18 protein-coding genes are annotated in these 25,351 nt (G+C 70.6%); 10 read left to right on the forward strand and 8 right to left on the reverse strand.

The window, feature by feature from the left end; genetic code table 11:
* Nucleotides 1–612, forward strand: a 612-nt coding sequence (locus tag ACY0I8_RS05825) for a TOBE domain-containing protein (RefSeq protein ID WP_461393991.1), incomplete at its 5' end; no start/stop codon positions are given.
* Here ACY0I8_RS05825 and ACY0I8_RS05830 read toward each other — a convergent pair.
* The 5 genes from ACY0I8_RS05830 to ACY0I8_RS05850 form a co-directional block, all read right to left on the reverse strand.
* The gene (locus ACY0I8_RS05830) at nucleotides 609–2,189 is read right to left on the reverse strand and encodes a methyl-accepting chemotaxis protein (RefSeq protein ID WP_461393992.1); all 1,581 of its coding nucleotides are present in this window, start codon (nucleotides 2,187–2,189) and stop codon (nucleotides 609–611) included. The genes ACY0I8_RS05825 and ACY0I8_RS05830 overlap by 4 nt on opposite strands.
* 203 nt (nucleotides 2,190–2,392) lie before the next feature.
* Nucleotides 2,393–2,998: a TlpA family protein disulfide reductase gene (locus ACY0I8_RS05835; RefSeq protein ID WP_461393993.1), complete on the reverse strand. Its 606-nt coding sequence runs from the start codon at nucleotides 2,996–2,998 to the stop codon at nucleotides 2,393–2,395.
* A 104-nt stretch (nucleotides 2,999–3,102) separates the two neighbouring features.
* Complete coding sequence (locus ACY0I8_RS05840) at nucleotides 3,103–7,551, reverse strand: efflux RND transporter permease subunit (protein WP_461393994.1); 4,449 nt, start codon at nucleotides 7,549–7,551, stop codon at nucleotides 3,103–3,105.
* Complete coding sequence (locus tag ACY0I8_RS05845; RefSeq protein WP_461393995.1) at nucleotides 7,548–8,711, reverse strand: efflux RND transporter periplasmic adaptor subunit; 1,164 nt, start codon at nucleotides 8,709–8,711, stop codon at nucleotides 7,548–7,550. The genes ACY0I8_RS05840 and ACY0I8_RS05845 overlap by 4 nt, the downstream gene beginning before the upstream one ends.
* Nucleotides 8,712–8,783: 72 nt before the next feature.
* On the reverse strand, nucleotides 8,784–9,275 hold the full coding sequence (locus ACY0I8_RS05850) for a MarR family winged helix-turn-helix transcriptional regulator (RefSeq protein WP_461393996.1): 492 nt from the start codon (nucleotides 9,273–9,275) through the stop codon (nucleotides 8,784–8,786).
* A gap of 130 nt (nucleotides 9,276–9,405) precedes the next feature.
* On the opposite strand from ACY0I8_RS05850, the gene ACY0I8_RS05855 reads away from it, so the two are divergent.
* Both ACY0I8_RS05855 and ACY0I8_RS05860 read left to right on the forward strand, forming a co-directional pair.
* The gene (locus ACY0I8_RS05855; protein ID WP_461393997.1) at nucleotides 9,406–10,638 is read left to right on the forward strand and encodes a multiheme c-type cytochrome; all 1,233 of its coding nucleotides are present in this window, start codon (nucleotides 9,406–9,408) and stop codon (nucleotides 10,636–10,638) included.
* Between the two features lie 540 nt (nucleotides 10,639–11,178).
* Nucleotides 11,179–11,373 (forward strand): hypothetical protein, encoded by a 195-nt coding sequence (locus ACY0I8_RS05860; RefSeq protein ID WP_461393998.1) that lies wholly within the window; start codon nucleotides 11,179–11,181, stop codon nucleotides 11,371–11,373.
* 19 nt (nucleotides 11,374–11,392) lie between these two features.
* Here ACY0I8_RS05860 and ACY0I8_RS05865 read toward each other — a convergent pair whose 3' ends face one another.
* The 3 genes from ACY0I8_RS05865 to ACY0I8_RS05875 form a co-directional block, all read right to left on the reverse strand.
* Complete coding sequence (locus ACY0I8_RS05865; RefSeq protein WP_461393999.1) at nucleotides 11,393–12,136, reverse strand: DUF72 domain-containing protein; 744 nt, start codon at nucleotides 12,134–12,136, stop codon at nucleotides 11,393–11,395.
* 3 nt (nucleotides 12,137–12,139) lie between these two features.
* Nucleotides 12,140–14,392, reverse strand: coding sequence for a DNA polymerase domain-containing protein (locus ACY0I8_RS05870; protein WP_461394000.1), 2,253 nt, complete (start codon nucleotides 14,390–14,392; stop codon nucleotides 12,140–12,142).
* Nucleotides 14,393–14,817: 425 nt separating this feature from the next.
* Nucleotides 14,818–16,203, reverse strand: coding sequence for a redoxin domain-containing protein (locus ACY0I8_RS05875; protein WP_461394001.1), 1,386 nt, complete (start codon nucleotides 16,201–16,203; stop codon nucleotides 14,818–14,820).
* 223 nt (nucleotides 16,204–16,426) lie between these two features.
* Here ACY0I8_RS05875 and ACY0I8_RS05880 point away from each other — a divergent pair, with 223 nt between their 5' ends.
* The 7 genes from ACY0I8_RS05880 (at nucleotide 16,427) to polA (ending at nucleotide 24,899) form a co-directional block, all read left to right on the forward strand.
* Entirely contained in the window at nucleotides 16,427–17,311 is an 885-nt protein-coding gene (locus tag ACY0I8_RS05880) for a pseudouridine-5'-phosphate glycosidase (protein WP_461394002.1), read from the forward strand.
* A 226-nt stretch (nucleotides 17,312–17,537) separates the two neighbouring features.
* Nucleotides 17,538–18,938, forward strand: a complete 1,401-nt coding sequence (gene hemG / locus ACY0I8_RS05885; protein WP_461394003.1) for a protoporphyrinogen oxidase — start codon at nucleotides 17,538–17,540, stop codon at nucleotides 18,936–18,938.
* Between the two features lie 94 nt (nucleotides 18,939–19,032).
* Nucleotides 19,033–20,409, forward strand: a complete 1,377-nt coding sequence (locus ACY0I8_RS05890; protein ID WP_461394004.1) for an FAD-dependent oxidoreductase — start codon at nucleotides 19,033–19,035, stop codon at nucleotides 20,407–20,409.
* A 30-nt stretch (nucleotides 20,410–20,439) separates the two neighbouring features.
* On the forward strand, nucleotides 20,440–20,742 hold the full coding sequence (locus tag ACY0I8_RS05895) for a ferredoxin family protein (protein WP_461394005.1): 303 nt from the start codon (nucleotides 20,440–20,442) through the stop codon (nucleotides 20,740–20,742).
* A gap of 189 nt (nucleotides 20,743–20,931) precedes the next feature.
* The gene (hemB, locus tag ACY0I8_RS05900; RefSeq protein WP_461394006.1) at nucleotides 20,932–21,906 is read left to right on the forward strand and encodes a porphobilinogen synthase; all 975 of its coding nucleotides are present in this window, start codon (nucleotides 20,932–20,934) and stop codon (nucleotides 21,904–21,906) included.
* 65 nt (nucleotides 21,907–21,971) lie between these two features.
* Complete coding sequence (locus tag ACY0I8_RS05905; RefSeq protein ID WP_459942468.1) at nucleotides 21,972–22,400, forward strand: DUF2914 domain-containing protein; 429 nt, start codon at nucleotides 21,972–21,974, stop codon at nucleotides 22,398–22,400.
* Nucleotides 22,401–22,403: 3 nt separating this feature from the next.
* Nucleotides 22,404–24,899 carry a DNA polymerase I gene (polA, locus tag ACY0I8_RS05910; RefSeq protein WP_461394007.1) on the forward strand — a complete coding sequence of 832 codons (2,496 nt, stop codon included), beginning with the start codon at nucleotides 22,404–22,406 and terminating at the stop codon, nucleotides 24,897–24,899.
* The last annotated feature ends 452 nt before the right edge of the window (nucleotides 24,900–25,351 follow it).

A 25,351-nucleotide genomic window follows, 5' to 3' on the forward strand; every position in this document is an offset into this window, starting at 1 on the left:
ACCCGGCTGAGCGGGGGGGAGGCCCAGCGGCTCGCCCTGGCGCGGGTGTTGGCCCAGGAGCCCCGGGTGCTCCTCCTGGACGAACCGCTCAACCACCTCGACCCCGAGAGCCGGGAGCGGATCGAGGCCGTGGTGGAGCGCTGGCGGCGGGAGCGGGGGACCACGGTGGTGCTGGCCACCCACGACGTGGCCCAGGCCCGGCGGTTGGGGGCCGAGGTGTGGCTCGCCCTCGGGGGCGCGTTGCGCCGGGGCGGCCCGGACAACGTGCTGCGGGGGGCCCCGGAACGCCCGGGAAGCGACGTGTTCGTGGCGGGCCCCTTGCGCCTGTTCGTGGAACCGCTGCCGCCCCGAACCCGGATCGTGGAGGTCGATCCCCGGGAGATCGTGCTCTCCCGGGAGGCGTTGCCCTCGTCGGCCCGCAACCGCCTGCGGGGCACGGTGCGGGAGGCCCGGGCCGGAAACGGTGAGGTCTGGGTCACCCTCGACTGCGGCGGGATGTCCCTGGTGGCCGTGGTCACTGCGGCCTCCTGGCAGCGCCTCGGGCTCACGGTGGGCGACGAGGCCGTGGCCTCGTTCAAGGCCACGGCCGTGCGGCGACTGGACGGCGACTAGCCGAGCCGGAACCGGCCCACGGCCTCCTGCAGGCGGTGAGCCTCGCCCGCGAGGGACTGGGACGAGCGGGCGAGTTCCCCGGTCTGGCCGGCCACCTCCCGGCTCACCGTGGCGATGCCCTCCACGTTCGTGGACATCTGCTCGATCGCGGCCGACTGCTGCTCGGCCGCCACCGCGATCTGTCCCACCATGCGGCTCACGTCCTCCACCCGGGCGAGGATGTCCCGAAACGCCTTGCCGGCGCGGTCGAACACCTCGTGGGCCTCGGCCGCCTGGACCCGGCCCACCGAGGTGGCCTCCACGGCCTGGCGGCTCTCCTCCTGGATCGACCGGATCGTGGCCTCCACCTCTTTGGTGGCCTTGGTGGTCTTTTCGGCGAGTTTGCGGACCTCGTCGGCCACCACGGCAAACCCCCGGCCGTGCTCCCCGGCCCGGGCCGCCTCGATGGCCGCGTTGAGCGCCAGCAGGTTCGTCTGATCGGCGATCTCGTCGATCGTGCGGATCACCTGCCCGATGCTCTCGGTCTTCTGCCCCAGTTCCTCGATGCGGGCGGCCAACCCCTCCACCATCCGGGCGATGCCGTCCATGCGCTCCAGGCTGTCGAGGAGGACCCCTTCGCCCTGGCGCGCCACGTCCGACATCTCCTGGGCGTTTTGGGCCACCTCCTGGGCGTTCTTGCTCACCTCGAGCACCGTGGACGAGACCTCCTCGATCGCGGTGGCCACCTCGGTGGCCTTCCGGCTCTGCTCGTCGGCCCCGGCCGCCACCTGCTGGCTCGAGGCCGAGATCTGTTGGGCCGCGCTCGCCACCGTGCCGGCCGAATCCGACACCCGCCGGATCAGCTCGCTAAGCCCGCGGCGCATCTCGCGGTACGCGCCGGCCATCCGGCCCAGTTCGTCCGATCTGCGAACCGAGATGTCGGCGGTGAGGTCCCCCTCGGCCAGTTGCCCGAAGGCCCGGCTCAGTTGGCCGGCCGCCTGGCCGACGCCCCGGGCGAACAGGAACCCCACGCCTACCGCCACCGCGATGGCGACGGCCGAGGCGGCCACGGTGGCGTTGCGGATCGCCTTCGGGCCGTCGAGAAACTCCTCCTCGTAGCTCCCCACCCCGAACACCCAGTCCCAGGGCTCGAAGTAAAGGACCCGGCTGATCTTCTTGCGGGGCGCGGGCTCGCCCGGGTTCTGCCACCAGTACTCGACCCAGCCGTCCTTCATTCCGAGCATCTCGTCCATGAAGGGCTTGCCCTTGGCGTCCTTTACGCCCTTCAGGTTCTTCCCCTCGAGCTTGGGGTGGAGAACGGTCGTGCCGTCGGAGCGCAGGGCGAACGGATACCCGGTCTTCCCCACCCGGATGGAGAGGATGGCCTGCCGGAGCTCCGGGCTCGGCTCGGTGGCCCCGGTCATACGGTAGTAGCTCTCGCAAAGGCCCACGGCCGTCCGGGCCAGGTTGTCCACCTCGGCCCGCATCTGGGTGAGGGCGTGGTGCTTGGCGATCCAATAGGCGGTGAACCCGCCCCCGAGCATGGGCACGATGACGAGCACCGAGATCACGAGCGAGAGCTTGGCCTTGAGCGACATGGGCAACGCCTCCGAGGGGACGGGGGACAACGAAACGGGGGCCTACGGCGAACGGCCCCCAGGCCTCCTCGGATCGGCCCGACCGGGCGGGAACTTTAGGGGTGGGGACACCTCCCCCCCGCCCTTTCCTCCGCGGCAGGGAGTGTGGGGGGCGGCGGGGGGATGGGAGGGTGGGGCGGCTTTTCCATGCCGCCCCGCGGAACCTACCGTGCCGCGAGTTTCCCGATCTCGGCTTCGAGTTCCTCGTGCACAACCTTGCCCTGGTGGCTCCAGCGCACGGTGCCCGAGGCGTCCACCAGGAACACGGCGGGGGTGCCGGTGACCCCGTAGGCCCCGGCCGTGACAAAGGTGCCCTGGACCTTTTCGTCCAGGGCGATGGGGGCCCCGATCCGGTTGAGGCGGGCGTAGTTTTCCACGGCCCGGGCCATCCGCTGGCCGTCCAGGTTCACCGTGATCACCCGGAGCCCCTTCTTTCCGTCAAGGTCGGCGAAGTACGGCATCTCCTCCTGGCAGGGCGGGCAGAACATCGACCAGAACACCAGAAGTACCGGTCCGCCCTCCCCCGGCCGGAACGCCACGGGTTCGCCCGCGGGATCCGCGAGCACGAACGGTTCCGCCCGATCGCCGGGCCCGAGGAGTGGCCGCGCCGCCGTCTCCTGGGGGCAGGGCGCCTCTCCCTGTCCCCCACACTCTTCGTTGTCGAGAAGGCCGGAGGCGGCCGGAACCCCTTGCATCTCTTGGGCGTTGGCAAGATGGCAAACGGGGACGGTCAGGGCCGCGGCGAACACGAGCCACGCCAAGGGGCGCATGGGGCACCTCCCTCGAAAGAGAAAAAAGCCACAACCGCGACCGCCTTGTACCGCGTTTCCCCGCCCCGGGCAAGGGGTTCCCCGCCGGGGGAGGAGGCGCCGAGTCACGGGCCGGCCACGTCGGGCTCCCCCAGGCGGCCTGCCGCCAGGAACATGGCCAGTCGGGCGATCTCGGCTTCCCGCCGGGCCTGGCGCAGGAGGGCCTCGGCCTCCAGGAGGGCCGCTTCAGCGTCGAGCACGTCGTTGATCACCCCCTTGCCGGCGTCGTACTTGAGCCGTTCCACCCGCAGGGCCTCCTTGGCCTCCTCGACCGCCGAACGGGTCGCGGCTTCCCGGGCGCGGGCGCTTTCGAGCGACGCGAGGGCCTGGATGAGTTCCCGCCGGGCCGCAAGGCGCAGCCGGTCGCGGGCGGCGCGGGCCTCCACGGCCCGTGCCTGGGCCTGCCGGATCCGGCTGTGGCGCACGCCCCCGTCGAGCCATGGGAACGTGACCCGAAGCCCCACGACGGCGTCGTCCTCCCAGGGATCGTCCTGCCCGTTCGGCGTCTGGGCCTCGGGATCGGGGGCGGCGTAGAGCGCGTACGAGGCCTCCAGTTCCACCCGGGGGTAGAGGGAACGGCGCGCCGCCAGGGCGGCGGCCTCGGCGGCCCGGACCCCCGCCTCGGCGGCCCGGAGATCCGGCCGGCCGGGATCGGGCTCCGTGGGGGCCGGCGCGTCCGCGGCCACCGGGCGCGGGTCGGCGTAGGTCACGGTGGGCAGGCCGGGCCCGGTCCATCCCATGGCTTCGGCCAGGGAGGCCCGCAGGCTCTTTCGTTGGGCCTCGAGGGCCGCGATCCGGCTCTCCACCTGGGCGAGGCGCACCTTCACCTTGAGCGCGTCGATCCGGGCCGCCCTGCCCCGGGCCACGAGCGCCTCGGTGGTTTCGGCCAGGGCGGTCAGGCTCCGCCGGGTTGCCCGGGAGGCCTCCAGGAGGTCTTCGGTGGCCAGGACGCCCAGAAAGGCCTGGGAGGTGCGAAAGATCACCTCCTGGCGCCGACGGGCCTCCAGGTTTTCCTCGGCCTCCTTTCGGCCGAGGGCGGCCCGCACCCGGGCCGCCGTCTCCCCGAAATCCCAAACGAGCGCCCGGGCCAGAACCCCGGCCTGGGCCGCCCAGCGATCCGACCGCTGGACCTCCCCCGCCGCCCCGGGAATCAGGGCGTGTTCCTCCTGGGTCCAGGTGAGGCCGCCCACGAGGTCGGCCCGGAGCCGGGCCGCGGCGGCCGACTCCTCCACGGCCGCGTCCTCGTGGTCCACCCGGGCCCGGGCCGCGGCCAGGTCCGGGTTGTGGGCCAGGGCGTAGGCCACGGCCGTGTCCAGGGTGAAGGGGCCGGGGTCTTCGGCCCGGGTGGCGCCCGCCAGGACGAGGCAGGCCCCGATCGCCGCGGCCACGGCGCCCGCCCGCCGGCCCACGAAGACCCGCCGTATGCCCGTGGCCAGGGAGTCGAGCACCGAGTAGATCACGGGCACGGCCACGGTCGTGACCACGGTCCCCACCAAAAGCCCGGCCCCGGCGGCGATGCCCAGGGGGCTCATCCGCTCGAGCCCCACGGCCATCTCGAAGATCAGCGGGGTGAACCCCACGATGGTGGATCCGGCGGTCATCAGGATCGGCCGCAGCCGAAGCCGCACGGCCTCCACGATCGCCTCGTCCTTGGGCATCCCCTTCTTCCGGGCCTCGAGCACGAAATCCAAAAGGAGGATGGCGTTGTTCACGATGGTGCCCCCGAGCAGGATGATGCCCATGAAGGCGGGTTCGCAAAACGGTTTGTCGAAAAGGAGCAGCCCCCACATGGCACCGGCCACGGCCAAGGGGATCGAGGTCATGATCGTGATCGGATGACCGAACGACCGGAACATGGCCAGAAGGAGGATGTAGAGCAACACGATCCCCACCACCAGGGCCCGGCCCATCTCCCCCTGGCTTTCGGCCATGTCGCGCACGGTGCCCGCCACGGTGAGGGTGTAGCCCGCCGGCAGGGCGAGGCCCGAGAGCCGCTTCTTGGCCGCCGCCGTGACCTGGGCGATGGTGAGCCCCCGGTTGCCCGCCGTGATGTCGACGGTGGGCACGAGATTCTCCCGGGTGATGAACGGCTGGATCCGGCTGGTTTCGGTGGACGCCAACGACCGCAGGGGCACGAGGCCCTTCGCCGTGGGGATCAAGGCCTCGGCCAGATCGGACGGGTCGGCCATCTGGTCGGCCCGGTACCGAACGCGGATGGGGATGTCCAGGTACCCGGACAGGCGGAGCCGGGTGGCGGGGATCCCCTGGACCGCCGCCCGAAGGGTCCGGGCCACCTCCTCGGGGGAGGTGCCGTAGAGCCTCGCGAGCGCCGGGTCCACCCGGACGTCGGTCTGGGGTTTGTCGAGGTACCAGCTCCGGCGCAGATCCACCATGCCCGGGGTGCCCCGCAGCCGCGCGATCACCTCATCCGCCAGGGTGTCGAGCACCCGGGGATCCGGGCCCGACAGGATCAGGTCGAAGGGGGCCTTGGTCGTGGAAACGGGGGTGGCCCCGTACTCCGACACCCGGAACGTGCGCACGCCGGGAATGGTCCGGAGCGCCTCCCTCCACCGGTCTTCGATCTCCCAGATCGTGTCCGAGCGCCGGGTGCGATCCACCAGGGTCACCGTGAGCCGGGCCGTCTGGGTGGTGGCGCCTCCGCCCCCGAAACTCACCGCGCCGGGCTCCGAACCCACCACGGAGGAGATCTTCTCGACCCCGGGGGTCTGGCGGATCATCCGCTCGACCCGCTCCAGGGTGGCCTCCACCTCCCGGGGGCGGGCCGAGGCGTCGGTGTCGAACTCCACGATGGCGATGCCGGTGTCCATGGGGGGCATCTCTTCGGCCCCCAGGAGCGGTTTGATCTGGGTCCGGGTGACTCCCAGGAAGGCCACCATGGCGGCCAGAAACAGCCAGCGGTGCCTAAGCCCCAGGCGCACGAGGCCGACGTAGAGGCGGGTCAGGTGGTCCACGCCCCAGCCCACGGGGGAGACCAGGCGCTCGAGCCAGTTCTTCCGCGTTCGGGACCCGGCGAGCAACCGGGAGGCCACGATCGGGACCACGGTGAGCGAGATGAGCAGGGAGGCGACCAGGGTCGAGATGATCATGAGGTTCAGGGGGCCCATGATGCGGCCGGTGAACCCCTTGGTGAACAACACCGGCACGAGCACCACGACCGTGGTGAGCATCCCGGCGGTGATCGCCAGGGCGACCTCCTCGGTGCCCTCGATCGCCGCCCGGCGCGCGTCCGGCACGTCCATGGCGGCGTAGTGCCGGTACACGTTTTCCAACACGACGATCGAGGCGTCGACCACCATCCCCACGGCGATGATGAGCCCCGACAGGGTCACCATGTTCAGCGTGTGGGGGCTGAACCACAGGACCACCAGCGAGGTCAGGAACGACAGGGGAATCGAGACGCTCACGACGGCGGCGGCCCGCAGATCGGAAAGGAAGAGGAAAATCACGCCGACGGTGAGGGCCACGGCCTGCCACAGCGAGGCGCGCATGCCCTTGACGTTGATGTCGATGATCGGCTGCTGGTCGTCGGTGATGGAAACGGCGAGATCGGGGTAGCGCCGCTCGAGTTCCGGGAGGGCCGCCTTGGCGTTGCGGATGGCCTCCACCGTGTTGCCCCCGTCGGCCCGCAGGAGGTTGAGCGCGATGGCCGGTTCGCCGTTGCCGTGGTAGAAGCTGCGGGGGTCGGCCTCGGCGAGGGAGACCCGGGCCACATCGGCCAGGCGCACCTGGCGGCCGTCGGGGGTGGAGGCGATGGGCAGGTCCTCCAGGGCGCGGGCGTCGGGGAACTCCCCCGACACGCGCACCAGATATTCCCCCTTGTCCCCGTAAATCACCCCGGCGGGGCTCGAGACGTTTTGCCGGGACAACCGGGCCAACACCTGCCCCAGGGAGAGACCCCGGGCCGACAGGGCGTCCCGGTCGACGGCCACGACCACCTCCGGCTGGTGCCCCCCGAACACGTCCACGTCGGCCACGCCGGGCACCCCGAGGAAGAAGTCCTTGAGGTCGTTCTCGGCCAGGAGCCGCACGCCGCCCAGGGTTTTCAGGCTTCCCGGCTTGGGCCGCACGGCCAGCGTGAGGATCGGGCGGTTGGCGTCGGTGATGCGGTAGATGCGGGGTTCCAGGGCGTCGGGGGGCAGCTCCCCCCGGACCCGGGCCACGGCGTTCTGCACGTCCACCACGGCCTCGCCCACGGGCTTTTCGTAGACGAACTCGGCGTTGATGGACGAAACCTCGTCGCGGGAGGTGGACACGATGCGCTTGAGGCCGGAGAGGGTGTTGAGTTCCTTTTCCAGGATCTGGGTGATCTTGTCGGCCACGTCGTCGGCGGAGGCGCCCGGCTCCACCGTGACCACCACCACCTGGGGGGGCACCGTGTCGGGGAAGAGATCGGTGGGGGTGCGCACGAACGCGAACGCGCCCAGGGCCACCACCACCAGGGAGAGGGCGAGCACCGTGTAGGGGTTGCGAAGGGCAAAGCGGGTGAGATTCATCGGACCACCTCCACGGGTTCCCCGGCGGCCAGCCGGTTCCAGCCGAGGTAGGTGCTCACCACCACCTCGGTGCCGGGTTCCAGTCCCTCCACGGCGGCAAGCCCCTGCCGGACGAGGAGGCTTCGCACGGGCCGGGGCCGGGTCCTGCCCTCGACCACCGTGAACACGGCCGTCCCGCCGCCGGGGGTGGGCACCAGGGCGGATTCGGGCACGAGCACGGCCCCCTCGACCCGGCGGAGCACCGCCTCGAGGGGGTGGAAGGTGCCGGAGGCCAGCGGGGCGTCGGCCGGGGCGTAGGCCTCCATCGTTCGGGTCCGGTCGGGGTTCAGCGACGGGTATTCCCGGTCGACCCGCAGGTCGAGGCCGAGGTCCGCCAGGCGCACCGGGGTGCCCTTCCGGATCTTCCCCAGGTCGGTTTGGGGTGCGTCGAAAACGACCCTCCACCGCGAGGTGTCTTCCACGTCGAGGAGGGGTTTGCCCGGGACCGCGAGGTCCCCGGGGTCGGCGAGCCGGCGGGACACGACGCCGGAGAAGAGGCTGCGGATGCGGGTGTAGGCGAGCCGGGCGGCCACCTCGGCCCGGCGGTGTCGGAGGGACCTCACCTGCTCGCGGGCCGCCGCGAGGGCCTTCCGGCCGGCCTCGAGCCGGCCCAGGGCCTCGTTGCGGCGGTCGGCGGTGGCGTCGGCCGCGGCCTGGGCGATCGCGCCCTCCCGGGCCAGCGCGGCGTCCCGTTGGACCTCCCGTTCCCAATAGGCCGCCGTCTTTTCGAGGGAGGCCACCGTGGCGGCCTGGGCCTCGACCTGGGCCTCGGCCTGGGCGATCTGGGCATCCACCGCGGCCAACGCGCTCCGGATCTCCGCGTCGTCGAGCACCGCGAGCACCTGGCCTTTCCGCACCGACTCCCCCTCCCGCACCAAAACGTCGGTCACCCGGGCCGTCACCTGGGCCGAGAGTTCGGCCCGTTGCCAGGGTTCCACCCGGGCCAGAAACGACCGACGCTCCTCGAGGTTGCCCTCCGTTGCCGCGGCCACCCGCACCGGCGTGGGCCGCAGGGTGGGGGCGGGGGCGGACGCCACCCGGGCGCGCTTGTTCTTGACGACGATCGCGCCCCCGACGGTCAGGGGAACCAGGACCAGGGTGAGAAGAAGGATGCGGCGCATGGGACCCTCCATAGGTTGCCTTACTGGTGATTGGCTAGCTAACGATGTGGGCAACAAGAAAAAGGGCACACGTCACGGCCCCCGGAGATTCGCCCGGATCCGCTCCAGGGTCTCGATGGTGCGGCGGATCTCCCCGTCGGGGATGCCCCGGTACGCGTCCTGCAGGAGGCCCCGGGCATGCTCGGAAAGTTGGTCCCACACGGCCAGGGCCTTCTCGGTGGGAGCGACCCGGTTCACCCGGCGGTCGGCCGGGTCGGGCCGGCGTTCCACCCACCCGTCCCGCTCCATCCGGTCGATCAGGCGCACGGCCGAGGCCGGCGTGATGCCGAGGTGGGCCGCGAGTTCCGCCTGGGGCATCGGGCCCAGGCCCACCAGGTGGGCCAGCGCCATGAACTGGGCCCGGCTGACCCCCGACCCCCGCAACCGCCGCTCCAGGGCGGCCGTAAAGGCCCGGAACGTCAGGGAACACTGAAATCCGACGCTTTCCCGCGGGTTGAACGCGCTCATGGGGTCCTCCGAGTGGGTGATGGGTGCTACGCTAATAATGTGCTCGGCGGGTGTCAAGATGTTTTTCCGCCCTTGAGGCACCGGGGTCCCGTGCCGATCAGGGGGATACGCTGGTCCCGGCCGGGGGAGTTGGGTATCCTGCGGTTCCGCTCTGGAATGGTTCTCGTCGGTTGAGGGAGGTCGTGCGGTGCGAAAGCGGGCGCTGATCGCGTGGGCGTTGGGGATCTGGACGATCGGGGTGGTCGGGGTGGCCCGGGCCGAGTACGGGGGGTTGCCGGGGTACGCCGGGAGCGACGCCTGCGCGGCGTGCCACCCGGACGTGTACGCCCAGTGGCGGCTTACTCCCCACGCGCGCATGCTGGTGGACGCCGAGCGGGACCCCTTCGCCGTGCTGGCCAACGATTTCCACGAGGGGATCCCCTTTGGCCCCGAGGACATCGCCTACACGGTGGGCAGCCACTGGATCCAGAAGTACCTCACCCGGATCGACGGCGTGCTCTATGTGCTCCCCAAGTACTGGAACATCGCCGAGCGGCGGTGGGAGCCCTACTCCATCTGGAACTGGCGGGAGCAGCCCTACAACATCCACTGCGACGGGTGCCACACGGTGGGGTTCGACCCGGAGACCCAGACCTTTTTCGAGCCGGGGGTGGGGTGCGAGGCCTGCCACGGACCGGGCCAGAAGCACGTGGACACCGGCGGGCGGCTCTCGGAGATCGTGAATCCCGCCAACCTGGACCCCGACCGGGCCATGATGATCTGCATGGCCTGTCACACCGACGGAATGGACAAGGCCACCGAGACCTACCCGTTTCCGGTGGGGTACAAGCCCGGCGAGGACCTCAACGACTACTACACCGAGTTCTTCATGCCCAAGCCCAAGAGCAAATCCTGGTACTGGGGCACCATGGATTTCCGGGAACGAAAGCGCATGTGGTACTTCTTCCAGTCCAAGTTCTACTCCACGAACAGGGCCTGCGAGGTGTGCGGGTTCGACCGGGGCATCACCCAGAAGAAGGAACGCTACATGACCCGCAGCGAGTACTGCGGCACCTGCCACAAGTTCCGGTACGAGAAGTTCGTGGCCCATTCGGGCCACCGGCCCGAGAAGGTGGAGTGCACGGACTGCCACGTGCCCGAGATGGCCAAGGGGCTCACCTACTCGATCCACGACCACAAATTTGATTTCAGCCAGCCCAAGCCCGCCTGCACCGAATGCCACGAACCCGGATCGGTGGAAGGCGACGAGTGCGGATACCACACCCCGGACTTCCACCTGAAGCCGGTTAAGTACCCCCGGGAGATGACCACGGTGGAAACCTGCGTGTGGTGCCACAACGAGAATCTCAAGGAGACGCGGGACGAGGGATGGGCCCGGCAGAGCATCCGGGAGATCATCGACCGGTTCTTGGTGGAATGACACACCCCCTGGGTGATTTGACCCCATGCCTTGGGCGAACGGTCCCCGGATCGCGGGCCCCAGCGGGTGACGGTTCCCCCTGCCGAAGGACTTCCAAGTGGCTTCGGCTAGGCGGCTGGGCTGCTCGGCAGCTAGGCGGCTAACAACATTCGGGATTCCTGCGTCAGCGGCCGTCCCAACCTGTGGGAGCGGCTTCCAAGCCGCGACGCCGTTTCTTTCGGGTTTCACGGCCCGGGTCGCGCCTTGGAAGGCGCTCCCACACCGGGGCCCTGACTCGCGCGTTACCGTCCTGCGTAGCGGGGCCCCGAAGGGGCCTTGGGGAGCTTCCAAGTAACCTCCGTCCACGGTCGCCGGTCTCGCGGTCTCCGGTCTCGGGGTCCAGTTCTCGGCGCTCCGTCCGCTGGCCTGCCTAAACTGCCATCCTGGAGTCGACGCGCCGCGGGCGCGATGGGGTGATTCTTCGTCCCCGCTTCGGGCCCGGCGTGGCACGGTTCGTGCTAGTGCTTGTGGGTATAATCGCAAGCGCGAGGAGGAGCGACCATGGATCGGAACGATCGGATCGTGCGGTTCCAGGAGGTGCTCGACCGGGTGGCCCGCAGCGGCCGGGGAGAGCTCGTGAACGAGGCGGAAATTCCGGCTGTGTCGGAGTGGGACCGGCTGGAGAGCCACGGGTGCGTGGTCCGGGTGGACCGGGGCCGGTGGTGGGTGCTTCCCCCCGCCCGGCGGGTCGCCTGAGCCGGGGCCACGCCGCCGTTCACCCGGGGGCGGTTCCCCCGTCCAGTAACCCGATCAGGCGGGCCGCGTCCCGGGGCGCGGCCCCGCCCGCGTCGTTGTTGAAGTAGGCGTAGACCTCCAGGCCCTCGGTCAGCCGCTCCCCGATCCAACGGGCCCAGGGTCGAAGCCCCTCGACCCCGTACTCTCCCCGGTACCCTCCCCCGGGTCCGTGAAACCGCAGATAGACGAAGGGCCCCGTCACCTCCCGGGCGCCGCCCCCGGCGGCGTGGTCGTGCACCACGAGGGTCCACCCCAGCTCCCTCAGGGTTTCCCGCACCCCCCCGGGCGCCTCGGTTCCCCGCAGTTCGACCGCCACGGTGAGCCCCCGGGGGCAGGCCCGCGCCGTTTCGCGCAGGCGCTCCGGAGGGGGCACCCATCCGGGCGGAAACTGGAGGAGAAGGGGCCCCCGCTTGGCGCCGAGGGGGGCGAGGGCCTCCAGGAGGCGGCCCAGGCGGCCCGCGGGGTCCCGCAACCGTGCCGTGTGGGTGAGGAGGCGGCTCCCTTTGACCGCGAACCGGAATCCTCCGGGGACGGCCCGGGCCCACCCCGCCACATGCTGGGGCTTGGGGAGGCCGTAGAACGTGCGGTTCACCTCCACGGTTCGAAACCGGCGGGCATAGAAGGCGAGCCATTCGCGCTGGGGCACGCCGGCGGGGTAGAAGGTTTCGCGCCAGTGCGGATAGACCCACCCCGAGGTGCCGATCCAGGCGCGGGCCGATCCCACCGCCTATCCCTCGTCGAAGAGTCCCGGCTGCCGGCCCTTCCGACCGTCCTCCGGCTCCCAGAACGGGCGGAACTTGCGGTACAGGGCCTCGAGTTTTGCGGCGTAGTAAGCGGTGTTCTCGTCGGGATGGGCGGGGTCCCATTCCGAGGCGAGCCGGGCCGCCTCGAACACGCGCACTTTGGGGGAATCGCCCGTCACGTAGTAGGTCACCTGGTCCCCGGGACGGTAGGGCCGGCCCGAGGCCAGGGCCAGCTCGTAGGCGGCCGACGCGTTGCGGGCGTTTCGCTCCCGCTTCTTCCGGTACACCTCCAGGCTGTCGTGGAGCGTCTCGGTCTTGGCGAACCACTCCGGGGTCCACCGGTGGGCCCGCAGGTCCTCCAGGAACCGCTCCTTGATCTTCGGGATCTCTTCGGCCCGGCCTTCGAGGAGCGCCCGGAACATCTCCTCCAGGAACACCCGTTGGAACTTCTCGATCCCCCTCGAGCGAAGCCCCGAGCCCCGGATCTGGAGCTCCCCGTCCTCGGTGAGGAGTACATAGTTCTTGGGCCTGTAGGAGAACATGGCGCGGTACCGGCCGGCGAACTCGAGCTCGATGCCCTCTGGAAGGGCCGAGCCGAGGTCCCGCACGAACTCCTCCTCCCGGCCCAGGGCTCCCGGCGGCGGAACAAAATAGACCCCGTCGGTGTCCACCTCCACGGGCTGGGCCCCCCGGCGTCGCAGCTCCTCGAGCACCAACCGGATCAGCCGCCGGCCCTCGGCCGCAACCCGCTCGGCCGCGTCGAAGTCGGCGAAGTGGCCCTGGGGGAATCCCAGGTATCCGTAAAACGAGTTGATCAGGACCTTGAAGGTCGACTGGAGGGCGTCGAGGAAGCTGCGCTCCTGCGGCGGGGCCGCGCGGGCCCGGTCCTTTGCCTCGAGGCGCCGCCGGGTGAGATCCCGAAGGAGATCCAGGAACACGTCGAGGTCGTCCTTGGACGGCCGGATGCCGAAGACGAGCAGGATCGAGGGGTAGAGGCTCCGGACGTCGCACTGGACCACGGGCCCGACGACGCCGGTCACGAACACGTCGGTGTACCCTCCGGCGAACGACCGCTTCGGCGGGGGCTTGGGAACGGCGTGGCGTTGCCGTAGGTATTCGCGAAGCAGGAGGGCGTCGATTCGGGTCGCCGTGCCCCGGACCACCGTGTTCTGGTGGGAAAAGGGGAACATCTGGGCCTGGTGGAAATGGCTTTGGCCGAGCACCCGGGCGATCTCCCGGGTTTCCCGCACGTCGTCGAGGCCGTAGCGCACCAGGGTCTCCATGTCGGCCTCGGCCAGACCCGCGAGCTCCCCGGCTGGGACGTAGGTCCGTTCGTCGGAGGCGAGGCCGAGGTGGCGGGCCACCGATTTGAGGCCGAAGTCCGGGAGTTCGCGGGTCGTCACGTCATAGAGCTGCACGAGAAAGAGGGTGTCGATCACCTGCCGGCCGTACACGTCGTACCGGGTGTAGGCCACGATCCGCTCCGCGGCCGAGAACTGGCTCGACCGGGACCGTACCGCCGAACCGTCGCGGCCCCAGGTGAGCCGGAGCCGGTATCGCTTCGCCCGGGCTTCCAGGTAGGGCAGGTCGAAGTTGAAGAGGTTGTGTCCCTCGATCACGTCGGGGTCGCGCTCCGCCACGAGGCGGTTGAGTTCGGCGATCATCTCCGCCTCGTCCAAGCGGTCGGAGCGCAGGCTCGCCTCCCATCCCGTGGAGTCGGCCAGGCTGACCAAGGTGATCCGGTCGGCCTCGCGCTCCGGGTTCGGGAACTCGAACCCGGGGGTCACCGTGGTCTCGATGTCGATCTGGAGACGCAGAAGATCGTCGAACCGAAGCCCCTTGTAAAAGGTGCGGCCGCTCCACATCAGGTACTGCTGTACCGGGTCGGCGATCCAGTAGAACGGCCCGTCGAGGCTCCGGGGCGACTTTCCTGTGATCTTCCCCAGGCGGGTGACGGCGCGGGAGAGGTCGTCCCAGGAAGGGAACAGGGCGAGGGCCCGGTAGTCCCAGGGGCCGTCGAGGCCGAGGACCTCCACCGGGGCCGCCCACGCCCCGAGGAGTTCCGGGGACTCGATGTACAGGAACGGCGGCCAGGTGTCCGTCTCCCGGAGGAGTTCGCCCCCGTTTCGGCGGAACACGGTGACCCGGTTTCCGCCGTCGAACTCCACGGCGACGATCCCGGCCGTGGGATCGGCGCCCCACAGGGCGGGGTTTTCGTGGGATGGGCCGTCGGGCATGGGGAGGTCCTGGGAGGTTCGTTCGGCGCGCCTCCCGAAAGATTGCCATCTTCGGGCCGGCGCGCAACCGAACGAAAACGGGCCAGCTGGGCCGGCCCGTTGGAAGCTGCCGCAGGCCGCGGGGCGCGGCCCGTTCGCAAGAACAATAACTTCCCCCCTGCTATGCCACACGGTGGGCCGCCGCCGTTTGGACCACGGGACCGGAGACCGCGAGACCGGCGACCGTGTCAGGTGCCAGAAGACAGAAGACAGAGGACAGGGGGTTTCCGACATCTGTCCTCTGAATTCTGATCCCGGCTACGGCAGCCGCTCCCACGGGTTGGCCGACGCGATGACGCTGGAATCCCGAATGTTCTTAGCCGCCTAGCTGCCGAGCAGCCCAGCCGCCTAGCCGAAGTTGCTTGGAGGGCGCAACCGTGGGCGGATCACTCGTCGGAGCGCAGTTTCTTGAGCATCTCGAGGGCTTTGCCCTTCATGGCCGGCCCCTCCGGGATCCCGATCAGGGCCTCCACGACCCGGGTCAGGGTCTGGGTCGCCGCCTCCGCCTGGCCGGCGGCCAACTGGGCCTCGGCCCGGCTCAGGTAGGCCAGGGGAGAGGTGGGATCGTGGGGCGCCGCCGCCTGCTCCGGTCCTCCCTCGGCAGGCTGGGGTTCGGAACCCCCGACCTGCCCTTCCGGTTCGCCTTCCGGATGCGATTCGGAAACCCCCGTCGGCTTCTCCGGTTCGGCTTCGGCCTCGCCCGAGGTCGCATCGGTCGGGCTACCTTCCACCCCCTGGGGCGCGGTCGCCGCCGCCTCTTCCTTCGGTTGGGCGGGCGATTCGGCCGCCGGTTTCTCGGCGGCGCTCACACCCTGGCCCTCGTCCAGGGGGGGAAGCCGGGGGAGGTCCTCGTCCTCGGTGTAGGAGACAGCCTTCTTGGCCAGTTCGAGGGCCTTGGGCACGTCGCCCTCCTCCAGGGCGAAGTGGGCCAGCCCGGCGAGCCCGAGGGGAACGGTCTCGTCGAGTTCCACGGCCTTCGCGAACGCCTCCTTGGCCGCGGCCTCGTCGGCTTTGCCCTGGCGGGACAGGGCCAGCAAAATGGCGCCCTGGAGGGCCTGGGCGTCGGGGAAGTTGGGGTCCTGGGCGAGTACTTTCTTGAGCTTGCGCTTGGCCTTCGAAAGTTGGCCGCGTTTGAACAGCGTCTTCGCCAGGCCGTACTGGAGCATCACCGGTTTGGCCGCCTCGTAGCGCTTTCGCTTGGGCTTGGCCGCAGCGGCGACCTGCTCCTCGAGCCCGAGGGCCTTCATGACCTGATCGCGCATGTCCTGATAGGCGCTCGTGGGGTGGCCCGAGAACTCGTAGATCACCTGGAGGTCCTTCCCGAGGAACGCGGTGGCCGGAGTGGCGATCACCCCCCAGGCGTTGTACTGTTCCAGGTCGCGGTCGAGGAGCACCGGCAGATCGAGCCCGTTTTCCTGGAACGCGGCCCGGATCCGGGCCTCCAGGTCCGAGGGGGCGTTTTGCCCCTCGGCGTTGACGGTGAGGACCCGCAACCCCTTGTCCCCGAACTCCTCTTTGAGTTTCTGGAGGTCTTGAAGGAGCGGGATCGACCGGGGGCTCCACAGGGCCCAGAACGCGAGGATGGTGAGGGGGCCGTCCCGGTAGTCCTCGAGGTTCACGGGGTTGCCGTCGAGGTCGTTCAGGGTGAAGGCGGGAGCGGGTTCGCCCGTATGGACCCTCTTGAACGCCGCGGCCGACGTGGAGTCCAGCCCAACCACGAAGAGGCACAGGGCCACCAGCAGTACAAAACTCGTCCCTCTCGTGCCGCGCATCGAAACCTCCTTCGGGTTCGAGAGAATCGCCGGGCGAAGCCTAGCACCCGGGAACCGCGGCTTCAACCGCGGGTTTGGCCGCCGGGGCGTGGGTCGAAACGAGTGTCGGGGCGCCCCCGGCCGGAGGATCGGGGGGCGGGGCCCACACCCCGGCGGTGGGACCCCTTTTCGGCAGGAGACGGCGGACCCTTTAACCCGGCAGGGCCGGGCAGGGAGGGAGCAGGTGATCGAGATCGCACCTTGGGTGAGGGATTCGCTGGCCTCGGGCCGCCCGGTCGTGGCCCTGGAGACGGCCGTGGTGACCCACGGGCTTCCGCGGCCGGTGAATCTGGAGGCGTACGAGGAGATGTGCGCCGCGGTTCGGGCGGCCGGGGCCGCGCCGGCGCCGGTGGGGGTGGTGGAGGGCCGGGTCCGGGTGGGGCTCGCCCCGGAGGAGATCCGGCGCCTGGCCGAGGGGCCGGCCGAAAAGGCGGGGCTGGCGGACCTCCCGGTTCTCGCCGCCCGGGGGGTGTCGGCCGGAACCACGGTGGCGGCCACCCTGTGGGCGGCCCACCGGGCGGGAATCCGGGTGTTCGCCACCGGGGGCATTGGGGGGGTCCACCGGGGGTGGAACCGGTTGCCGGACGTGTCCGGGGACCTCCCGGCTCTCGCCCGGTTCCCCCTGTGCGTGGTGTGCTCCGGGGCGAAGGTGGTGCTGGACCTCGCCGCCACCCGGGAGGCCCTGGAGACGGCCGGGGTCCCGGTGGTGGGGTACCGCACCGATCGGTTTCCCGCTTTCGTATGCGCCGACGCCGGGTTCCCGGTGCGCTACCGGGCCGAGGGGCCCGGGGAGGTGGCCCGCGTGGTCCAATGCCGCGACGGGCTGGGGCTTACCGCCGCGGTGCTGGTGGTGAACCCTCCTCCCGCCGGACACGCCATGCCCCGGGAGGTGGTGGAAGGGGTGCTTGCCGACGCGGGGGGATGCGAAGGGGGAGGGGAGGTGACGCCCCGCCTCCTTTCCCGCCTCGCCGAGGCGACCGAGGGGGCCACCCTGGCCGCGAACCGGGCCCTACTGGTGGCGAACGCAGGTCTGGCCGCCGAAATCGCGCGGCACCTCGCCGGCGCTTGACCCGCCCGCGCCGTGCCCGTATCGTCGGCATTCCGCGGGTGGAGGGGCATGGCCGGCGGAAATGGCCTCGCGGCCGCGAGGCGGCTCCCGGAGGTCGGTTGAGGTGTTCTCGCCGCCCAGTTTCCGGGCCGCGAAGCCGGGAAAAGACCGTTACGGCGGCGCGAGGGATGCAATCGAGAAGGGACCGCAGAAGTCTTTGGGTTCCGACGTTCCAGCGGACACAACCATGAAACGAGTGATCGTGATCGGAGGGGGGCTCTCGGGGCTCTCCGCGGCCTGGGCCGTGATACGGGCCGCCCGCGAGGCGGGGGTGGGCGCCGATGTGACCGTGTGCGAGCGGGAGCCCGTGCCCGGCGGCAAGATCCGCTCCGAGCGGATTGGGGGATACCTGTGCGAGGCCGGCCCCAACGGGTTTCTTGACAACAAGCCGAGCACGCTCGCGGTGTCCCGGGCGGTGGGGCTGGGGGATCGGCTCCTCCGGTCCCGGGACGAGGCCCGCAAGCGTTTCGTGTTCGCGGGGGGCCGGCTCCGGCAGCTTCCGGAAGACCCGATGAGCTTTCTCGCCTCGGACGTCTTGAGCATCCGGGGGAAACTCCGGCTCGCGGCGGAGTTCCTCTTGCCCCAGGGCGATCCCGAAGAGGACGAGAGCGTCGCGGCCTTCGTGCGGCGACGCCTCGGCGAGGAAGCCCTCGACCGTCTGATCGACCCGATGGCCGCCGGGATCTACGCGGGCGACCCCGAGGTGATGAGCCTTCGGAGCTCGTTCCCCAAGGTGTACCAGCTCGAGCAGCGGTTCGGCGGGCTCCTGCGGGGCATGATGGAGATGCGGAAGATGGCCGCGGCCGCGGGCGCCCAGGGGCCGGCCTCGGCGGGGCCGGGGGGGGTGCTCTGGAGTTACCCGGAGGGGCTGGAGGAGCTCATCCGGGGGCTCGTGGTCGCCGTCGGGGCGGAGAGGGTCCGGACGGGGGCGGCGGCCGAGACGCTGGAACGGGCGGGGAAGGCCTGGACGGTTCGGTTCGCCGACGGGACGGTGGCCGAGGCCGACGTCCTGGTCCTCGCGGTGCCGGCCTACGACGCGGCGCGGCTCGTGGGGCCGCTGGACGAGCGGCTGGCCGCGCTTCTTCAAACGATCCCCTACGTGCCGGCGGCCGTGGTGTGCACCGGGCTCCCCCGGGAGGCCGTGCCCCACCCACTGGACGGGTTCGGGTTCCTGATCCCCAAGTCCGAGGGGCGGAGGATCCTGGGGTCCCTGTGGAGTTCCTCGATCTTCGCCCACCGGGCCCCCGACGGCCGGGTGCTCCTCACCCAGATCCTGGGAGGGGCACGGAACCCGGAACTCGTGGGCCTGGGAGACGAGGAGCTCACCCGGGTGGTTCGGGAGGAACTTCGGATCACCCTCGGAATCGAGGCGGAGCCCGAGTTCGTGTGGATCCGGCGGTGGGAACGGGCCATCCCCCAGTACGTGGTGGGCCACGGGGAACGGCTCCGGGAGATCGAGGCCCGGGTGGAGGCCCTGGGGGGCGTGCACCTCGCCGGGAACGCCTTCTACGGCATCGGGGTGAACGACTGTACGGCCCGCGGCGAGGAGCTGGGGCCGCGGGTCGCGACGCAGCTGGCAGCGGACTGAACCCCGCCGGACGGGTTGCCGACCGGGGGGAGGATCCCCGCGTCCGGCAACCTTTTCGTCGGGATTCGGGATGGGAAACGGAGTCGCCCTGGACATGAGCGAATACGATCTGATCGTCGTGGGGGCCGGCCCGGCCGGGGTGAGCGCCGCGATCGAGGCGGCCCGGGGGGGGCTTCGGGTGGCGCTCCTCGAACGGGGACCGTACCCGGGGGCCAAGAGCCTGATGGGCGGCGTGCTCTACACGGACGTGCTGGCGGAGCTCGTGCCCGACTTCCGGGAGCGGGGCGCGCCGCTGGAGCGGCACGTGGTGCGCCGCGGGCTTTCGGTGCTCTCGGCCGATGCCGAGATGAGCCTGGGGTTCCGGACCCGCCGGTGGGACGAGCCGCCCCACAACCACTCCTATACGGTGCTCCGGGCCCGGTTTGACCGGTGGTTCGCCGAAGTGGCCGAGGCCGAGGGGGTGGAGGTGGTGAGCGGGGTCGTGGTGGACCGGGTGGTGCGGGACGCCGACGGCCGGGTGGTGGGGGTTTCGGCCCGGATGCCCGAGGGGGAGGATCCGGAGGCCGGGATTCTCCAGGCGCCCCTGGTGATCCTGGCCGAGGGCGCGAACGCGCTTCTGGCCGAGGCCGAGGGGCTCCGGCCGCGGCCTTCGCCGAAGCACATGGCCCTGGGGATCAAGGAGACCCTGGGCCTTCCCCGCCAGGTGATCGAGGACCGGTTCGGGCTAGAGGGCGACCAGGGGGTGGCATGGGAGTACGTGGGGGATGCCACCGGGGGGCTCCGGGGGGCTGGGTTCGTGTACACGAACCGCGAAACCCTTTCGGTGGGGCTCGTGGTGTTCGGGTCGGACCTCGCCGCCCAGGGGACGACCCCGGTCGATCTCCTCAACCGGTTCAAGGCCCACCCGGCCGTGGCCCCGCTGGTGCGAGGCGCCGAGCTCCTGGAGTACGGGGCCCATCTGCTGCCCGAGACGGGCTACGACCGGCTGCCGATCCTGTTCCGGGACGGGGTGCTCCTGGTCGGGGACGCGGCCGGGCTGGTGAGCACCTCCCCGAGCCACGAGGGGTCCAACTACGCCATGGCCTCGGGCCGGATGGCTGGGCAGACGGCGGTCGAGGCCCATCGGAAGGGGGATTTCTCGTCCGCGACCCTTTCGGGGTACCGCAGGCGGCTCGAGGAGAGCTTCGTGCTCAAGGACATGGCCCACTACCGCGCCTGGCCGGGTTTCCTGGAGCAAAACCCCCACGTGTTCACCCGGTGGCCGGCCGCGTTCGCAGAGATGGCCGAGGCGTGGCTCCGGGTGGGAGGGGGGCCGCGGTCGGAGCGGGGAGCCGAGATTTGGGACCTGTTCCAGCGCCGCATCGGCATCTGGCCGTTTGCGACCACGGCCTTTCAGATGCGAAACGCCCTGCGGGTCCTCGGGTACGGGAAGACCGACAAGATCCTGGAATACCTGGCGAAGAACTGGTAGAGGCCGTTCGAGGACCGGAGGAGGGCGGCGGTGACGCGGCAATCGGAACGTCCCCCCACCGTGGAGGAGCGCCTGGCGGCCAACGAGGTGCGGCCCGACCGGGCATCCCATCTGGGGCTCGTGGACGAGGCGGCCTGCGCCCGGTGCGAGCGGCGCGAGTGCACCACGGTGTGCCCGGCCGGCACGTACCGGTGGAGCGAGGAGGCCGGCCGGCTCGTGATCAGCTTCGAGAACTGCCTCGAGTGCGGGGCCTGCCGCCTGGTGTGTCCCCACACCAACATCTCGTGGCGGTACCCCATGGGCGGCATGGGGATCTGTTACCGGTACGGGTGACCGGGAGCCGATCGGGGCCGGATCGGGTCCTGCCCGCGGGCTCCGGTCCGCCGCCCCCGGCGGCAAGGGCGCCGTGTCGCCGCGAGGAGCGCGCGGGGGGCCCACAAACCGCGAGGCCGGAAGCGCGAGGGGCCAGGCCTCCCGGCTTCCGCAGCCTCCCCGTTTTCCAGCCATCGAAGGAGGCCATCCATGGAGTTTCCCCGGCTGAGGATGCGTCGGCTGCGCCGAAACGAGACCCTGCGCCGGATGGTGCGGGAAACCCTGCTCACCCCGGACGATTTCATCTACCCGCTGTTCGTGCGGGAGGGCACGGGGGTCCGGAACCCCATCGCCTCCATGCCGGGGCAGTTCCAGCTCTCGGTGGACCAGGCGGTCAAGGAGGCCCGCACGGCGTGGGACCTCGGCGTGCCGGCCGTGATTCTGTTCGGCATTCCCGACCACAAGGACGCCGTCGGGTCCGGGGCCTACGACGACGAGGGCGTCGTGCAGCGTGCGGTGCGCGCCCTCAAGGACGCCCTGCCCGATCTGTGCGTGATCACCGATGTGTGCCTGTGCGAGTACACCGACCACGGCCACTGCGGGGTGATCCGGGACGGCGACGTGGCCAACGACGAGACCCTGGACCTCCTGGTGCGCGAGGCCCTGAGCCACGCCCGCGCCGGTGCCGACATGGTGGCGCCCTCCGACATGATGGACGGCCGCGTGGGAGCCATCCGCTCGGCCCTCGACGCCGAGGGGTTCGGCGGTGTGCCGATCATGGCCTACGCGGCGAAGTTCGCCAGCACCTTCTACGGTCCGTTTCGGGACGCGGCCGAGTCACCCCCCAAGTTCGGCGACCGGCGGTCGTACCAGATGGATCCGGCCAACGCCGAGGAGGCCCTGCGGGAGGTGGACCTCGATATCCGAGAGGGCGCCGACATCGTGATGGTGAAGCCGGCCCTGCCCTACCTCGATGTGATCCGCAAGGTGAAGGACACGTTCGGCTACCCCACGGCCGCCTACAACGTGAGCGGCGAGTACGCCATGGTGAAAGCCATGGAGCGGCTGGGATGGGGCGATGGGGCCGGGCTCATGATGGAGAGCCTCCTGAGCATCAAGCGAGCCGGGGCCGACATGATCCTGACCTATTTCGCGGTCGAGGCGGCCCGCCTGCTCCAGGGGTGATCGACTGGGCGGGCGCCGGCTGGCATCCGGGACTTCCGGGAGACGGGAATCGGAGCGAGGACGCCATGGGGCAGACGAAACGGTGGCGGCGGGAAGGCCGGCGGTTGAGGGGCCTGGGCCCCTTGGCTGCGGCGGTGGGGATCTGGATGGCGGTGGCGCCGCCGGCGTGGGCCGGCATCGCGGTGGCCCGGAGCGCCTTCTGCCGGGCGGTGGAGGCCCGGGAGCCGGTGGGGGAGGCCACGGTGTTCCCGGCCGACGTGGGGGAGGTGACGTTTTTCACCCAGATCGTTGGTGCCGGAGAGGCGGACCAGGTGCTCCACGTCTGGATCTACGACGGCCGGGAGATGGCCATTGTCCCCCTCGATGTGGAGGGGCCGTCATGGCGGACCTGGAGCACGAAGCGCATCCTCCCCGAGTGGAAGGGGGACTGGATCGTCGAGGTGCGCACCGTGGACGGGGAGGTCGTTCACGAGGCCCGCATGCGGATCGAGTAGCCCATGGCCCGCTACGTCTTGGTGGACGGCACGAACCTCCTGTACCGGGCCTACCACGCCATCCAGGGGCTCCGGACCTCGACCGGGTTGCCCACCCAGGCCGTGTACGGGTTGGCGACCATGGTCCTGAAGGCCCTTCGGGAACAGGATCCGGACGGCATCGCCGTGGTGTTCGATGCCCCCGGGCCCACCCAGCGCCACGCCGCCTACGCGGAGTACAAGGCGAACCGGGAGGAGACCCCGGAAGACCTCAAGCCCCAGATCCCCTACGCGCTGAAACTTCTGGAGGCCATGGGGGTGCCGGTGCTCCAGGTGCCGGGGGTCGAGGCCGACGACGTCCTGGGCACGCTGGCGACCCGGCTCGCCCGGGAGGGGCACGAGGTCTGGATCGTCACCGGGGACAAGGATTTCTGCCAATTGGTCTCCGACCGGATCCGGCTCCTCGACACCATGCGCGACCGGGTCACCGACCCCGACGCGGTGCGGGAGCGATTCGGTGTGGGGCCCGAGCGGATCGTGGATCTGCTCAGCCTCACCGGGGACACGATCGACAACGTGCCGGGCGTGCCGGGGATCGGGGTGAAAACGGCGGCCAAGTTGCTCAGCGAGTACGGTTCCCTCGAGGGGGTGCTCGAGCACGTGGACGAGGTGGGAGGCAAGCGCGGCGCGGCGCTCCGGGAGAACCGGGACCGGGTGCTCGCCAACCGCGAGTTGGTCACCATCCAGACGGATCTCGACCTCGATGTGGCGCCGGAGTCGCTTCGACGCCGGGAGCCGGACCGGGCGGAGTTGGCGCGGCTCCTGCGGGAACTGGAGTTCCACCGGCTTCTGGACGAGTTCGGGCTTGCGGATCAGGGGGAGACGCCGGCGGGGGCCTCCGAGGGGGGGCCAGGGCCCGAGCCTGAGGGGGAGTGGGTGGGGATCGTGGGCCCGGACGACGGGGAATGGGACCTCGCCGATGCCCGGGAGGCGCTGCGGGTGGGACCGGGCGCCATCCCCGACGAGTGGCGCCGGCGGCTCGAGGACCCGGACGTCCCGGTGGTGGGCCACGGGCTTAAGGAGGCCCGCCGGGAATTGGCCCGGCAAGGCGTCTGGCTCGAGGGTATCCGGTTCGACACCGAGGTGGCCGCCTACCTGCTGGTTCCCGGGCGCCGGGCGTACCCCCTGGAGGATCTGGCCCGGAGCCGAGGGGTGCCGCTCGACGACCGTCCGGGGGCGAAGGCCGCCGCGGCCCGCGGGCTCGCTGCCGTGTTGGGCGGGGAGTTGGAGGCGGCGGGTCTTCGCCGCCTGTACGACGAGATCGAAAATCCCCTGATCCCGATCCTGGCCGACATGGAGGTGAGGGGAATCCGGGTGGATGTGGCCGCCCTGGAGAACCTGAGCCGGGAGTACGCCGAACGGCTCGAGGAGCTCGAGGCGCGGATTTTCGAGGCGGCGGGGGAAAGGTTCAACCCCAACAGCCCCAAGCAGCTCTCCCGCATCCTGTTCGAGAAGCTCAAGCTTCCCGTGGTGAAGAAAACGGCCACCGGTTTCTCCACCGACGCCTCGGTGCTCGAGGAGTTGGCGGCGCTCCATCCCCTACCGGCGCTTCTGCTGGAGCACCGGAGCCTCGCGAAGCTCAAGTCGGGGTTTCTCGACGCCCTGCCGAAGCTCGTGGATCCAGAGGACGGCCGGATCCACACCACGTTCCACCAGACCGTCACAGCCACGGGCCGGCTGAGTTCCTCGAACCCGAACCTCCAGAACGTGCCGATCCGGGGGGAGGAAGGCCGCCGGATCCGGCAGGCGTTCGTGGCCGACCCGGGATATCTGCTGGTGAGCGCCGACTACTCCCAGATCGAGCTTCGGATCCTGGCCCACCTCTCCGGGGATCCTACGCTTTTGGCGGTGTTCCGGACCGGACGCGACGTCCACACCGAGACCGCGAGCCGGATCTTCGGGGTGCCGCCCGAAAGGGTGGACGAGCGCATGCGCCGGGAGGCCAAGACCGTGAACTTCGGCATCCTCTACGGCATGAGCCCGTTTGGCCTGGCTCGCCAGCTCGGGGTGACCCAGGAGACGGCGCGGAAGATGATCGAGGCGTATTTTCACCAGTTCGGGGCGGTGAAGGGGTTCCTGGACGGGCTGGTGGAGAAGGCGCGGAAGACCGGGTATGCCGAGACGCTTTTCGGCCGGCGCCGGCCGATCCCCGAGCTCCGCTCCCGCAACCGGGCCCAGAGGGAGTTCGGGGAGCGGCTGGCCGTGAACACCCCGATCCAGGGAACCGCGGCCGACCTCATCAAGGTGGCGATGATCCGCGCCGCGAGGGCCCTCGGGGGGAAGGACGGCCTGGGGTGGCTGCTCCTGCAGGTCCACGACGAGCTCGTGCTCGAGGCCCCCGAGGCCCGCGCCGAGGAGTGCGCCGACCGGGTACGGGAGGCCATGGAGGGGGCGGCCCAACTCGCCGTGCCGCTACGGGTCGAGGTGGGGATCGGCCCCAACTGGGCCGAGGCCCATTGAGGCTGGGAGGCTGGGAAGCCAGGAGGTCGGGAGGCCGGAGGCCCGGGACCCTGCGCGGGGTCAGGGCGGTTCGCCCTTGGGGCACCTCGATGGGAGACGGGAAAAACCCTTTGGCATAAAAGCGGCTGGGCGGTCGGACGGGCGAGAAGTCTGGAACGGAAGGGCTTCAAGCCTTCTAGCCTCCCAGCTTCCTATTCACCCGGCGCCAATACAGGCGCGCAAGGAGATCGCGAGGGCATGGGGCCTGCTTCCGGCCGTGCGTGAGTGCGGCATCCGGCTCACGCTGCATCCTGCACTCAGCCGGATGGACGGACCCACTCAAGAACTCAAGGCGTTTTCGTCAGTCCGCTTGGCCGGAAGAGTCCCAGTCGTTGGCTGGGTGCCGGATGCAGCGAGTGTAGGAGCCACGCCCGGCGCTCCAGCAGGCCCCATGCCCCCGACCGTGTCTAGCT

The organism is Deferrisoma sp. (assembly GCF_054681715.1).